This is a genomic window from Rhizobium sp. R634 (genome assembly GCF_002211305.1).
In the GTDB taxonomy this organism is placed as follows: domain Bacteria; phylum Pseudomonadota; class Alphaproteobacteria; order Rhizobiales; family Rhizobiaceae; genus Rhizobium.
In genome coordinates this window covers 186,296-199,746 of the sequence record NZ_LOKW01000028.1, presented here as the reverse complement: position 1 = coordinate 199,746, position 13,451 = coordinate 186,296, and the positions used below count along the sequence as shown (strand labels likewise).

Sequence of the window (13,451 nt, the reverse complement as noted above, 5' to 3'; positions counted from 1 at the left end):
GATGCATTACCTTGCAATCGCCGCGAAGGCGTCCAGATCACTCCGGAAGACCGGTGATTGTGCATTGCCCCGCACAGCCCGTTCGGAGCCGCCCGATTATCACGGGAAGAGGCAGGCGGTAGAACGGCATCGACAGCTTGTCCCGGCACGGGGACGCGGCGCCAATGAAGGAGAAGACCATGCAGACCTATCGTTTGGGAAAGACCGGACCCGAAGTCTCCGTCATCGGCCTCGGCTGCATGGGCATGTCGGGCATGTATGGACCGGCCGACCGCGCCGAAAGCATCGCGACCATCCATGCCGCGCTCGATGTGGGCATCAATCTGCTCGACACCGGCGACTTTTACGGGATGGGCCATAACGAAATGCTGATCGGCGAGGCCTTGAGGGGCCGCAGGCGCCAGGACGTCGTCATCAGCGTCAAGTTCGGTGCGCTTCGCGATCCCGCCGGCGGCTGGGGCGGCTTCGATGGCCGCCCGGTGGCGGTGAAGAACTTCCTCGCCTATACGCTCCAGCGCCTCGGCGTCGACTATATCGACGTCTACCGCCCGGCCCGCCTCGATCCGAACGTGCCGATCGAGGATACGATCGGCGCCATCGCCGACATGGTCAAAGCAGGCTATGTCAGACATATCGCCCTGTCGGAAGTCGGCGCCGACACGATCCGCCGCGCCGCCGCCGTCGCGCCGATCGTCGACCTGCAGATCGAATATTCGCTGATTTCGCGCGGGATCGAGGAAAAGATCCTGCCGACGACACGCGAGCTCGGCATCTCGATCACCGCTTACGGCGTGCTCTCGCGCGGCCTGATCAGCGGCCATTGGCAGAAGGGCCAGGCCACGGCCGGCGACTTCCGCACCCACAGCCCGCGCTTCCAGGAAGGCAATGTCGAGCAGAATCTCGCTCTCGTCGAAAAGCTGCGCGAGATCGCCGGGGCGAAGAGCGTCTCCGTCGCCCAGATCGCCATCGCCTGGGTCGCCGCCAAGGGCAAGGACATCGTCCCCCTCATCGGCGCCCGCCGCCGCGATCGGCTGACCGAAGCGCTCGGCTCACGCGCGGTGGCGCTGTCGGCAGAAGATTTCGAAGCCATCGAACGCGCCGTGCCGAAGGATGCAGCGGCCGGTGGGCGTTATCCCGAACAGATGCTCAAGCATATGGATAGCGAGAAGTAATCGGCGGATTGAAGGCCCTGTAGTGAGGCCTACAAACCTTAGCCAAGCAACCTCAAACCGGCCCCGAGAACGTATCGCAGGCAGACAGCTGGCCGCTGTCGAAACCGCGCTTGAACCACCGGGCGCGCTGCGCCGAGGTGCCGTGGTTGAAACTCTCCGGCACGACATAGCCCTGCGAGCGCTTCTGCAGCGTGTCGTCGCCGATCTGCTGGGCGGCGTTCAGCGCCTCCTCGAGGTCGCCAGCCTCCAGGATGCCCTTCTGCTCGGTATATTTGCCCCAGATACCGGCGAAGCAATCGGCCTGCAGCTCGACGCGCACCGACATTTTGTTGGCCTCCTCCTCGCCCATGCGCTGGCGGGCCTGGTTGAACTTCGGCAGGATGCCGAGCAGGTTCTGCACGTGATGGCCGACCTCGTGGGCGACGACATAGGCCTCGGCGAAGTCGCCGGATGCGCCGAAGCGGTCGGAGAGTTCCTGGAAGAACGCCGTATCGAGATAGACTTTGTGATCTCCCGGGCAATAGAACGGACCGGTCGCGGCAGAGGCAAAGCCGCAGGCCGATTGCGTCTGCCCCGAAAAGAGAACGAGGCGCGGCTCTTCGTAATTCTGGCCCTGCGCCTGGAAGATGCCGTTCCAGGTGTCCTCGGTTTCGGCGAGAACGGTGCGCACGAAGGCGGTCATCTCGTCATTGGCGGGGGCGCGCGTTCCCTCGGACTGGCTCTGCTCGTAGCCCGGGCCGCTCGACATGCCGCCGCCATCGAGCACCTGCATCAGGTCGATGCCCATCGCCTTGAAGATGAAATAAATGACGACGAGGAAGATGATCGTGCCGATGCTCAAGCCGCCGCCGGCGCGGCGAACGCCGCCCCCGGAGGGGAAATTGAACCCGCCGCCGCGGCCGAAGGGGCTGCCGCCCGAACCACGGCGATCCTCGACATTATCGGACTGACGCCGGCCTCTCCATTCCATCTTCTCTCTCCCCGGCAATGCCCGTGCTTGCGCTCAAAGAATTTATATATCCGTCGGCGGGGAGAATTCCAGCGGCTTCATCCGCCTCGAAACAGACGGCGGACCAGCCATCACAGCCTCCCGCTTCCCGGCCGTAAACATTTGGGAGCGGGATATTGTTCCTTCGGTGCACGCGCCGGCGTTTCAGGTAAAGAAGGCGCGCTAAGCGCTTGACTGGACTCCCGCTTTCGCTCTTCCTGAACCAGGAGGAGAAAGCAGGAGGAAGAGCGATGAAGGCCGTACGCCTGGAAGCAACCGGAAAACTGCAGCTGCGCGAAGTTGAAAAGCCGGTGCCCGGCCCCGGCGAACTGCTGGTCCGCGTCGAGGCCTGCGGCATCTGCGGCACCGACCGCCATATCTATCACGGCGAATTTCCCGCGAAGGCGCCGGTGACGCTCGGCCATGAGTTCGCAGGGATCGTCGAAGCGGTTGGAGCCGGCGTCACCGGCTTTCGCTCGGGCATGCGTGTGACCGGCGATCCGAATATCTCCTGCGGCGGCTGCGAGGAATGCCGGCGCGGCCGCGTCAATCTCTGCCGGAACCTGCAGGCGATCGGCATCCACCGCGACGGCGGTTTCGCCGATTATGTCTGCATGCCTGAGAGCCAGGCTTTCGCCCTGCCGGCCGACCTCAATCCGCTGCACGGCGCTTTCTGCGAACCGCTCGCCTGCTGCATTCACGGCGTCGATCTCGCCGGGTTGCGAGCCGGTTTTTCCGCCATCGTGCTCGGCGGCGGCGTCATCGGCCTTCTCACCGTCCAGCTGGCAAGGCTTGCCGGCGCGACCCGCGTCGTGTTGGTGACGCGAAGCGCCGAAAAACGCCGACTGGCAGAAAGCCTCGGCGCCACCGCCACAGTCGACCCGAGTGGTGGCGATGTCGTTTCCCGCATCATTGCCGAAGACGGCCTGCTGCCCGGCGGCGCCGATGTCGTCTTCGAATGTGCCGGTGTGCCAGAAACCATGCAGCAGGCGCCCCGGCTTGCCCGGCGCGGCGGGACCGCCGTCATTTTGGGCGTGATGGCCCAGGGCGCAAAGATCGAAATCGAGCCTTTCGACCTGCTGTTTCGCGAAGTCGCGCTGATAAGCTCCTTCGTCAACCCTTTCACCCATGGCCGCGCCGCCGATCTCATTGCCTCCGGCCGGATCAAGGTCGAGCCTTTGATCTCCCGCCGGATCGGCCTCGCCGAGACCCCCGAAGCGATCGTCAATCCGGCGCGCGGCGGCGAAATCCGGGTGCTCGTCGTACCCGACGGGAAATAGGCTTTCGCGCTATCTCCGGATTCCTGTCGATTCCGCGATTTATGGGGTTCCGTTTGCAAATACATTTGCCTATAAGCCGCTTCTAGCCTGAAAAGACCTCAATGCGCGACCCGACCTGGTGATCTCCCACCCTGGCCGGCTTTTTGCGCAGCCAGACAATGGATATCGCCCATGCCGAAGCGCCAAGACATCAAATCGATCCTCATCATCGGCGCGGGACCGATCGTCATTGGCCAGGCTTGCGAGTTCGACTATTCCGGAACCCAGGCCTGCAAGGCGCTGAAGGAGGAAGGCTACCGCGTCATCCTCGTCAACTCCAACCCGGCGACGATCATGACCGATCCGGGCCTTGCCGACGCGACCTATGTCGAGCCGATCACCCCCGAGGTCGTCGCCAAGATCATCGCCAAGGAGCGCCCGGATGCGCTGCTGCCGACGATGGGCGGCCAGACGGCTTTGAATACCGCGCTGTCGCTGAAGCGCATGGGCGTGCTCGACCGCTACAATGTCGAGATGATCGGCGCCAAGCCGGCCGCCATCGACATGGCCGAGGACCGCGCGCTGTTCCGCGAGGCCATGGCCCGCATCGGCCTGGAAACGCCGCGCTCGATGCTGGCCAATGCCACCGACATCAAGGACCTCGACCGCAAGACGCATGAAGCCGAGCGCAGCAAGCTGCGCGAAAGCCTTTCGGGCTCCGACCTCGACAAGGCGCTGGACGAGCTGGAAAACCAGTGGAACCTCGGCGAAAGCGACCGCAAGCAGCGCTACATGAACCACGCCATGGCGATCGCCGCCCAGGCGCTCGATCATGTCGGCCTGCCCGCCATCATCCGCCCGTCCTTCACGCTTGGCGGCACCGGCGGCGGCATCGCCTATAACCGTTCGGAATTCTTCGAGATCGTCGGTGGCGGCCTCGACGCCTCGCCGACGACGGAAGTGCTGATCGAAGAATCGGTGCTCGGCTGGAAGGAGTATGAGATGGAGGTCGTCCGCGACAAGGCGGACAACTGCATCATCATCTGCTCGATCGAGAACATCGATCCGATGGGCGTCCACACCGGCGATTCGATCACCGTCGCTCCGGCGCTGACGCTGACGGACAAGGAATACCAGATCATGCGCAACGCCTCGATCGCGGTGCTGCGCGAGATCGGCGTCGAGACCGGCGGCTCGAACGTGCAGTTCGCCGTCAACCCGAAGGACGGCCGCCTCGTCGTCATCGAAATGAACCCGCGCGTCTCGCGCTCCTCGGCACTCGCCTCCAAGGCGACCGGCTTCCCGATCGCCAAGGTCGCCGCCAAGCTCGCCATCGGCTACACGCTCGACGAGCTCGAAAACGACATCACCGGCGGCGCCACGCCCGCCTCCTTCGAACCGTCGATCGACTATGTCGTCACCAAGATCCCGCGTTTCGCCTTCGAGAAATTCCCCGGCGCCTCGCCGGTGCTCACCACCGCGATGAAGTCGGTCGGCGAGGTCATGGCGATCGGCCGCACCTTCGCCGAATCGCTGCAGAAGGCGCTGCGCGGCCTCGAAACCGGCCTGACCGGCCTCGACGAAATCGAGATCCCCGATTTCGAAGAAGGCGAATCCAGCCAGAACGCCATTCGCGCCGCCATCGGCACGCCGACGCCGGACCGCCTGCGCATGGTCGCCCAGGCGCTGCGCCAGGGCCTCAGCATCGAAGAGGTGCATGAGGGCTGCAAGATCGACCCGTGGTTCATCGCGCAGCTCAAGAACATCGTCGACATGGAAGCCCGCATCCGCGAGCATGGCTTGCCCGGCGATGCCGACAACCTGCGCATGCTGAAGGCGATGGGCTTCTCCGACGCGCGTCTCGCGACCCTGACCGGCAAGCGCCCGAAGGAAGTCGCCGAACTGCGCAACGGTCTGAACGTCCGCCCTGTTTTCAAGCGCATCGATACCTGCGCGGCCGAATTCGCTTCGCCGACCGCCTACATGTATTCGACTTACGAGACGCCCTTCGTCGGCGCCGCCCGCTCGGAAGCTCAGGTTTCGGATCGCAAGAAGGTCGTCATCCTCGGTGGCGGCCCGAACCGCATCGGCCAGGGCATCGAGTTCGACTATTGCTGCTGCCACGCCGCCTTCGCGCTGAAGGATGCGGGTTATGAAGCGATCATGATCAACTGCAACCCGGAAACCGTCTCGACCGATTACGATACGTCGGACCGCCTCTATTTCGAACCGCTGACGGCAGAGGATGTCATCGAAATCCTGCGCGCCGAGCAGGAAAAGGGCGAAGTCGTCGGCGTCATCGTCCAGTTCGGCGGCCAGACGCCGCTGAAGCTCGCCGAGGCGCTCGAAAAGAACGGCATCCCGATCCTCGGCACCGCGCCGGACATGATCGACCTTGCCGAGGACCGAGACCGTTTCCAGAAGCTTCTGATGAAGCTCGATCTCAATCAGCCGAATAACGGCATCGCCTATTCGGTCGAGCAGGCGCGTCTCGTCGCCGCCGAAATCGGCTTCCCGCTGGTCGTGCGCCCGTCTTACGTCCTCGGCGGCCGCGCCATGCAGATCCTGCATTCGGAAGGCCAGCTGCAGACCTATCTGCTCGACACGGTGCCGGAACTGGTGCCTGAAGACATCAAGCAGCGTTATCCCAACGACAAGACCGGCCAGATCAACACCCTGCTGGGCAAGAATCCGCTGCTTTTCGACAGCTACCTCACCCACGCCATCGAAGTCGACGTCGACTGCCTCTCCGACGGCACCGACGTCTATGTCGCCGGCATCATGGAGCATATCGAGGAAGCCGGCATCCACTCGGGCGACAGCGCCTGCTCGCTGCCGCCGCGCTCGCTGCCCGTCGAACTGCTTGACGAGCTGGAGCGCCAGGCAAAGGCGATGGCCAAGGCGCTCAATGTCGGCGGCCTGATGAACGTCCAGTTCGCCATCAAGGACGGCACCGTTTACGTTCTCGAAGTCAATCCGCGCGCCTCGCGCACCGTGCCCTTCGTCGCCAAGACCATCGGCGCGCCGATCGCCAAGATCGCCGCCCGCGTCATGGCCGGCGAGAAACTCGACGCGACCTTTGCCGCCTACGGCACGAAGCCCGATCCGCGCAAGCTCACCCACATCGCCGTCAAGGAAGCCGTGTTCCCCTTCGCCCGCTTCCCCGGCGTCGATACGCTGCTCGGCCCGGAAATGCGCTCGACCGGCGAAGTCATCGGCCTCGATACCGATTTTGCGCTGGCCTTCGCCAAGTCGCAGCTCGGCGCCGGCGTCGAGCTGCCGCGCGACGGAACGGTCTTCGTCTCCGTGCGTGACGAGGACAAGGCGCGCGTGCTGCCGGCGATCCGCATCCTCGTCGAACAGGGCTTCAAGGTGCTGGCGACCGGCGGCACCGCCCGCTTCCTCGGCGAAAACGGCATCACCGCCACCAAGATCAACAAGGTGCTCGAAGGCCGTCCGCATATCGAGGACGCGATCCGCAACCGCCAGGTCCAGCTCGTCATCAACACCACCGACGGCAACAAGGCGATCTCGGATTCCAAGTCGCTGCGCCGCGCGACGCTGATGCAGAAGGTGCCCTATTACACGACGATGGCCGGCGCAGAGGCCGCCGCCCAGGCGATCAAGGCGCTGAAGGCCGGCAATCTGGAAGTGCGGCCGCTGCAGAGCTACTTTGCCTGAGATGAGAGCAATTCCAGCAAAACCGCGCCGCGGTTTGCGTCTGGATAGAACTGGAACAGCGTCGGCGCTCCTTGAGCGCTGACGCTGAACTCAACCAGCATCAACTTATGCGGCTGCTTTCATAAGCGCCTGAATTTCCATCATATCCTGACGAAATCGCGCCATCTCCTCCGTCTTCAGCCGTTCGTCGGGAATGCGCAGCAGATAGGACGGATGCACCGTCACGAAGAGCGTGCGCCCTCCTTCGATCGCCATCGCCTTTCCTCTGACGTCCTGCAGGCGGCCTTTCACATCGGTCAGCGCCGCAAGCGCCGTCGCCCCCATGGCGACGATCAGCTTCGGCTTGACGAGCGTCAATTCCAGATCGAGCCACCAGCGGCAATGCTTCACCTCGCCCATATTGGGCTTCTGATGGATGCGCCGCTTGCCGCGCGGCTCGTATTTGAAATGCTTTACGGCATTAGTGACGTAAAGCGTCGACCGATCGATGCCCGCCTCCGCAATCACCTGATCGAAAAGCCTGCCCGCAGGACCGACGAAGGGGCGTCCTGCGATGTCCTCCTGATCGCCCGGCTGCTCGCCGACGAACATAACCTCCGCATCGCGCGGCCCCTCCCCGAAGACCGTCTGCGTCGCATTGGCGTGAAGCGGACAGCGCGTGCAGACGGCAGCCTCCGCACGCAGCGCCTCCAGCGTGCCCGCGGGCGCCTGGGGCTCGGCGGGAAGATTGCGCGCGGCCTGCTGCAGCCGATCGTGAAACGGCAGCGATTGCGTGGCCTCCCTTGCGGCCATCTCGCGCACCTTGCTTTCGGCCGATGCGATCAAGCCCGGAATGAGATCGGCCTCCGGCAGGTTCTTCCAGTATTTCTTCGGCATCTCCGCCTGCATCGCCTTCACCTTCAACCGGGCCGGATTGAAGATGTTGGCGTAATAGGTGCGCCAGAGCTCATCCGTGGCATCGCTGAGATTGGGCTTTTCGCAAGGCTCGTCCGTGATCGTCAGCCGCTCGCCGTCCCAGGCGGCCGATCCCTTGGGCGTGGCAATCAGCCAGTCCATGTCGTTGAAGCGCCGCTGGAAAAAGGGCGCCGTGCGCCGGACGATATGATGGTCCGGCTCGAACCAGGCGAGGAATTTCCGGCGGCTTGCCGATACCGCGCCGACCTCCTTGAAGCGGACGAAGGCCGTCATCTTATGGGCGTCGCGGCGCACGTTCTTCGCCATCAGCCGGGCGCGCGCGACATCCTCGTCGGACGCCACCTCGAGCAGCCGCTTGTCCATCTGCAGCCGCCAGAGCAGGCGGTAAAGCAGGCAGAACCGTGCCGGATCGGAATGGCAGAGCACCGTCTCGGCAAGCTCGATGAAGGCGGGCGGCACCGTCATCGGCTTGCGGGATGTTGCAGGTGCGGGCGGCATGGCGTCGCGCTGAAAGGAAAGATCGGCCTCGGCGCTTTTCGCGCGCCATTCGATTTCCTCCGGCAATATGCCGGCGGCCGCGAAGGCGCGCGCGGCATCACGCCATTCGGCAAGATCTCCCCGTCCTGCGAGCACGACCCGGCGCATCACAGCAAAGACAATTGTTCGGGCTGCGGCTCGAACATGGTGCGAAGGTCCGGCCGGTCGATCAGCCGCCGTGGCGACCATCCTTCCGCAGAGATGAAGGACTGGACCTTCTTGATCGAAATGCCGAGCCGAGAAAGATCGTCCAGCCGCAGCCGGCGGAAACGACGCGCCGAAACGATCGCCTTGACGGTCTTTGTGCCAAGGCCGGGCACGCGCAGCAGCCGCTCACGCTCGGCCCTGTTGATATCGACGGGAAATTCGCCCCGGTTGGCAAGCGCCCAGGCAAGCTTCGGGTCGAGGTTCAGATCGAGCATACCGTCGGCCTGGTTCGCGGTGATCTCGTCGATGCCGAAACCGTAGAACCGATAGAGCCAGTCGGCCTGGTAGAGCCGATGTTCGCGCATCAGCGGCGGTTTGATCAGCGGAAGATTTTTGGAGGCGTCGGGGATTGGGCTGAAGGCGGAGTAATAGACACGCTTCAGCCCATAGCTGCTGTAGAGCCGGCCGCTGCTTGCAAGGATCGTCGCATCGCTCGCGCCATCGGCCCCGACGATCATCTGCGTGCTCTGGCCGGCCGGGACGAACCGCTGCCGCTTCTTCGTCTTCAGCGTCGGCTCGCCGGCCGCCTCGATCTTCAGCCGGAGATCGCCCATTGATCGCCGGATATTGACGGGCTTCTTTTCCGGCGCGAAGCGGGAAATGCCCTTGTCCGTCGGCAGCTCGATGTTGAGCGACAGCCTGTCGGCATGAAGCCCCGCCTCCTCGATCAGATGCGGCGATGCCTCGGGGATCGCCTTCAGATGGATGTAGCCGCGAAAATTATGCGTCACCCGCAATTCACGGACGATGCGGACCATCTCCTCCATCGTGTAGTCGGAGGAACGGATGATGCCGGAGGAGAGGAAAAGGCCTTCGATATAGTTGCGGCGGTAGAATTCCAGCGTCAGCCAGACCACCTCCTCCGGCGTAAAGCGCGCCCGCTCGACATTGCTGGAGGAGCGATTGACGCAATAGGCGCAGTCGTAAATGCAGAAATTGGTCAGCAGGATTTTCAGAAGCGAAATGCACCGCCCGTCCGGCGCATAGGCATGACAGATGCCGGATCCCTCGGTCGAGCCGAGCCCGCCGCTTGCTCTTGAATCGCGTTTCACCGTGCCGCTGGAGGCACAGGACGCGTCATATTTGGCGGCGTCGGAGAGAATAGCAAGGCGTTCGGCAAGCGACTTCTTCATCCTTGTGTTCACTATATGTTCTAATATACGAAGTCAACAAAAACGATCCGCCCGCTGCCCATTTTTGGGGCGTATCGCCCACCATCGCGGTGGGTTGGGTTTCCCCAATGCGAATTTTCTGGAAATCCGCATCGCCGATCTGCTATAAGCACGCGAATAAGATTGTGGCACGGTTCCGAAGTTCCCTTCGGGACCTGTTTTCTTTTGTGTGTGCCTGACTGCTCGAAGGCAGGGACTAGCAGACGCAAGGAGTGAAGGACGGAAAAATGGTTGATAAGGTACCGATGACACAGGGTGGTTTCGTCAAGCTGCAGGAAGAGCTGCGCTGGCGCCAGCAGGAGGAGCGTCCCCGAATCATCGAGGCGATCGCCGAAGCCCGTGCCCATGGCGACCTTTCCGAAAATGCCGAATATCACGCCGCCAAGGAAGCCCAGAGCCACAACGAGGGCCGCATCACCGAACTCGAAGATCTGACGGCGCGCGCCGAGGTCATCGACCTCACCAAGATGTCCGGCGACAAGATCAAGTTCGGCGCCAAGGTGAAGCTCGTCGACGAGGACACCGAGGAAGAAAAGACCTACCAGATCGTCGGCGACCAGGAAGCCGACGTCAAGGCCGGCCGCATCTCCATCTCCTCCCCGATCGCCCGTGCGCTGATCGGCAAGGAAGTCGGCGATTCCATCGAGGTCAACGCCCCGGGCGGTTCCAAGGCCTACGAAATCCTTCAGGTTTCCTGGGGCTGATCGTCCGCCACACACGAGACCCTTTCCTTGCCTGATATGCGTGACGTCGAGATCATTGCGCCCAACTTCAAGCGCCGGCTCTCCGGCGTCACCTCGACCATCGTCCAGCTCATTCCCTGCCAGATCCGGCTCGGTATCAGGATCGCGACCCTCGGTCCCGGCCTGCCGGAAGGCCTGGCAAAACTGAAATGGCCGCAGCTTCTTGGCCTCTGGCGCCCGCCGGCGCGCCGGCGCCACCGCGTCTGGCACGCCCGCCGCAACAATGAGATGGCTGTCGGCATCCTGCTTCGCCATGTCCTTCGCATGCCGCTCAAGCTGCTCTTCACCTCGGCCGCGCAGCGCCGCCACACCGCCTATACGAAATGGCTGATCCGCCGCATGGACGCGGTGATTGCGACGAGCGACCGTTCCGGCTCCTTTCTCGAGGTGCCTCACACGGTCATTCAGCACGGCGTCGATCTTTCCCTGTTCCACCCGCCGGAAACGGCGGAAGACGGCATTGCTGCCACCGGTCTGCCCGGCCGCTATCTCGTCGGCTGCTTCGGCCGCGTGCGCCATCAGAAAGGCACCGATCTCTTCGTCAAGGCGATGATCGAACTCCTGCCGCAGCACCCGGAATGGACGGCCGTCGTCTCCGGCCGGGTGACGGCGGAGCACGCGGGCTTCGGCGACAAGCTCAAGGCCGATGTCGCTGCCGCCGGGCTTGCTGATCGCATCCTCTTCCTCGGCGAAGTGCCCGATATCAAAATCTGGTATCGCCGCCTGACGCTTTATGTCGCCCCTTCCCGCAACGAGGGTTTCGGCCTGACGCCGCTCGAAGCCATGGCCTCGCGCACCGCCGTCGTGGCCTCGGACGCCGGCGCCTATGCCGAACTCATCGCCGATGGCGAAACCGGCTCGGTGGTGACTGCGGGCGATGGCGAGGCCCTGACACGGGCAATCGCCCCCTATATCGCAAATCCCGCGCTGGCGCTTGCCCATGGCGAGAACGCGCTGCGCCACGTCAGGGCGATTTTCGCGCTGGAAAAGGAAGCAGGCGCGATCGGCGCCGTCTACGATCGCCTCCTCGGCGACAATCGCGGCTAGCCAAAAAAGAAACGGCCACCAACCTCTCCTTCGTCATGCTCGGGCTTGTCCCGAGCATCTGCCTCCGTTCGATAGGGCAGCAGATCCTCGGCACAGGGCCGAGGATGACGTCAAGTACGAAACGAGATCTATCGACAAGCAAACGGCCCGCTGGATAACGGGCCGCTGCAAGATCACCAACGATAAGGCTGGTTTATTCAGCCGGTTGCAGCCCGGCCGGAGCCGTCTCTTCCGTCTGGCCGCCGAGCGCCGCTGCGAGCTGCGCGGTATCCAGTTCCTTTTCCCAGCGTGCCACGACGATCGTCGCCACGGCATTGCCGACCAGGTTGGTCAGTGCCCGGCATTCCGACATGAAGCGGTCGATGCCGAGGATGAGCGCCATGCCGGCGACCGGCACGGAGGGCACGACGGAGAGTGTCGCGGCAAGGGTGATGAAACCGGCGCCGGTGATGCCGGCGGCACCCTTCGAGCTCAGCATCGCCACCAGGAGCAGCAGGATCTGGTCGCCCCAGGAGAGATGGATGCCGGTTGCCTGGGCAATGAAGAGGGCCGCCAGCGTCATGTAAATATTGGTGCCGTCGAGATTGAAGGAATAGCCTGTGGGAATGACGAGGCCGACGACCGAGCGCTTGCAGCCGGCCTTTTCCATCTTGTTCATCAGTCCCGGAAGCGCTGCCTCGGAAGACGAGGTGCCGAGAACCAGCAGCAGCTCTTCCTTGATGTAGCGCAACAGCGCCAGGATCGAGAAGCCGTTATAGCGGGCAACCGCGCCAAGCACGACGAGAACGAAGAGCAGCGAGGTGATGTAGAAGGTGCCGATCAGCATGGCGAGGTTGGCTATCGAACCGATGCCGTACTTGCCGATGGTGAATGCCATGGCGCCGAACGCGCCGATCGGGGCGGCCTTCATGAGGATGCCGACGAGTTTGAAAATCGGAGCCGTCAGGGCGTTGAGGAAGGTCACGACCTGCTCGCCCTTTTCGCCGACCATGGCGAGCGCGACGCCGAAGAGCACCGAGAAGAACAGCACCTGCAGGATGTCGCCATCGGCAAACGCGCCGACGATCGTCGACGGGATGATGTTGGTGAGGAAGCCGACGATGCTCTGCTCATGCGCCTTTTCGGCGAAGGTTGCGACGGCCTTCGGGTCGAGCGAAGCCGGATCGATGTTCATGCCGGCGCCGGGCTGCACGACGTTGGCGACGATCATGCCGATGACGAGCGCCAGCGTCGAGAAGGTCAGGAAGTACAGCATCGCCTTGCCGGCGACGCGGCCGACCTTCTTCAGATCGCTCATGCCGGCAATGCCGGTCGCGACCGTCAGGAAGATCACCGGGGCGATGACCATCTTCACCAGCTTGATGAAGGCATCGCCGAGCGGCTTCAGCTGCGTGCCGAGTTCGGGATAGAAATGGCCGAGAAGGATACCCGCGGCGATGGCGGCGAGAACCTGAACGTAAAGATGAGAATAAAAGGGCTTCTTGCCCTTGCTGTCTGCGACTGCATCCAATGGTGCTGCGATCATGATGTCCTCCTAAGGGCTCGCCCGGAACGAACTCCGGCCTCCCGAGCCGTTCGCTTCAATCCAACAGCTCAGCCGTTGTTGTCCCCTCCTTCGCAATCGCCGTGCCAGTTTTGAATTTCCGATGTAACTCATTGGTTTTAATCACATAAAAATTGAGAGGCGATCCGCGGCGCCTTGAGAAATGCGAAAATCCGCACAAAGCCAT

9 protein-coding genes are annotated in these 13,451 nt (G+C 63.2%); 5 read left to right on the top strand and 4 right to left on the bottom strand.

Annotated features, from left to right (window positions below):
• Positions 1 to 179 precede the first annotated feature (179 nt).
• Positions 180 to 1,172 (top strand): aldo/keto reductase, encoded by a 993-nt coding sequence (locus ATY77_RS30295; protein ID WP_088690130.1) that lies wholly within the window; start codon positions 180 to 182, stop codon positions 1,170 to 1,172.
• Positions 1,173 to 1,224: 52 nt separating this feature from the next.
• Here the strand turns inward: ATY77_RS30295 and ATY77_RS30290 are convergent, their stop codons facing one another.
• Positions 1,225 to 2,142, bottom strand: coding sequence for a neutral zinc metallopeptidase (locus ATY77_RS30290; RefSeq protein WP_088690129.1), 918 nt, complete (start codon positions 2,140 to 2,142; stop codon positions 1,225 to 1,227).
• Positions 2,143 to 2,411: 269 nt separating this feature from the next.
• Between ATY77_RS30290 and ATY77_RS30285 the strand changes: the two genes are divergently transcribed.
• Together ATY77_RS30285 and carB are read left to right on the top strand one after the other, a co-directional pair.
• Positions 2,412 to 3,440, top strand: a complete 1,029-nt coding sequence (locus ATY77_RS30285) for a zinc-dependent alcohol dehydrogenase family protein (protein WP_088690128.1) — start codon at positions 2,412 to 2,414, stop codon at positions 3,438 to 3,440.
• A gap of 171 nt (positions 3,441 to 3,611) precedes the next feature.
• Positions 3,612 to 7,100 carry a carbamoyl-phosphate synthase large subunit gene (gene carB / locus ATY77_RS30280; RefSeq protein ID WP_088673130.1) on the top strand — a complete coding sequence of 1,163 codons (3,489 nt, stop codon included), beginning with the start codon at positions 3,612 to 3,614 and terminating at the stop codon, positions 7,098 to 7,100.
• Between the two features lie 105 nt (positions 7,101 to 7,205).
• Here carB and ATY77_RS30275 read toward each other — a convergent pair whose 3' ends face one another.
• Both ATY77_RS30275 and ATY77_RS30270 read right to left on the bottom strand, forming a co-directional pair.
• Complete coding sequence (locus ATY77_RS30275; RefSeq protein ID WP_088690127.1) at positions 7,206 to 8,660, bottom strand: UdgX family uracil-DNA binding protein; 1,455 nt, start codon at positions 8,658 to 8,660, stop codon at positions 7,206 to 7,208.
• Positions 8,660 to 9,892 (bottom strand): putative DNA modification/repair radical SAM protein, encoded by a 1,233-nt coding sequence (locus ATY77_RS30270; RefSeq protein WP_088690126.1) that lies wholly within the window; start codon positions 9,890 to 9,892, stop codon positions 8,660 to 8,662. The genes ATY77_RS30275 and ATY77_RS30270 overlap by 1 nt, the downstream gene beginning before the upstream one ends.
• Positions 9,893 to 10,158: 266 nt before the next feature.
• On the opposite strand from ATY77_RS30270, the gene greA reads away from it, so the two are divergent.
• Both greA and ATY77_RS30260 read left to right on the top strand, forming a co-directional pair.
• Positions 10,159 to 10,635 (top strand): transcription elongation factor GreA, encoded by a 477-nt coding sequence (gene greA / locus ATY77_RS30265; RefSeq protein ID WP_004672775.1) that lies wholly within the window; start codon positions 10,159 to 10,161, stop codon positions 10,633 to 10,635.
• A gap of 27 nt (positions 10,636 to 10,662) precedes the next feature.
• The gene (locus ATY77_RS30260; RefSeq protein ID WP_088690125.1) at positions 10,663 to 11,721 is read left to right on the top strand and encodes a glycosyltransferase family 4 protein; all 1,059 of its coding nucleotides are present in this window, start codon (positions 10,663 to 10,665) and stop codon (positions 11,719 to 11,721) included.
• Positions 11,722 to 11,914: 193 nt separating this feature from the next.
• On the opposite strand, the gene ATY77_RS30255 is transcribed toward ATY77_RS30260, so the two are convergent.
• Entirely contained in the window at positions 11,915 to 13,246 is a 1,332-nt protein-coding gene (locus tag ATY77_RS30255) for a dicarboxylate/amino acid:cation symporter (RefSeq protein ID WP_088690124.1), read from the bottom strand.
• Positions 13,247 to 13,451 lie beyond the last annotated feature (205 nt).

Bases quoted from the DNA above. Each gene is read 5' to 3' on its own strand.
- ATY77_RS30270 (WP_088690126.1), bottom strand. From the start codon at position 9,892: ATGAAGAAGTCGCTTGCCGAACGCCTTGCTATTCTCTCCGACGCCGCC.
- ATY77_RS30285 (WP_088690128.1), top strand. From the start codon at position 2,412: ATGAAGGCCGTACGCCTGGAAGCAACCGGAAAACTGCAGCTGCGCGAA.
- ATY77_RS30295 (WP_088690130.1), top strand. From the start codon at position 180: ATGCAGACCTATCGTTTGGGAAAGACCGGACCCGAAGTCTCCGTCATC.
- ATY77_RS30290 (WP_088690129.1), bottom strand. From the start codon at position 2,142: ATGGAATGGAGAGGCCGGCGTCAGTCCGATAATGTCGAGGATCGCCGT.
- greA (WP_004672775.1), top strand. From the start codon at position 10,159: ATGGTTGATAAGGTACCGATGACACAGGGTGGTTTCGTCAAGCTGCAG.
- carB (WP_088673130.1), top strand. From the start codon at position 3,612: ATGCCGAAGCGCCAAGACATCAAATCGATCCTCATCATCGGCGCGGGA.
- ATY77_RS30255 (WP_088690124.1), bottom strand. From the start codon at position 13,246: ATGATCGCAGCACCATTGGATGCAGTCGCAGACAGCAAGGGCAAGAAG.
- ATY77_RS30275 (WP_088690127.1), bottom strand. From the start codon at position 8,660: ATGCGCCGGGTCGTGCTCGCAGGACGGGGAGATCTTGCCGAATGGCGT.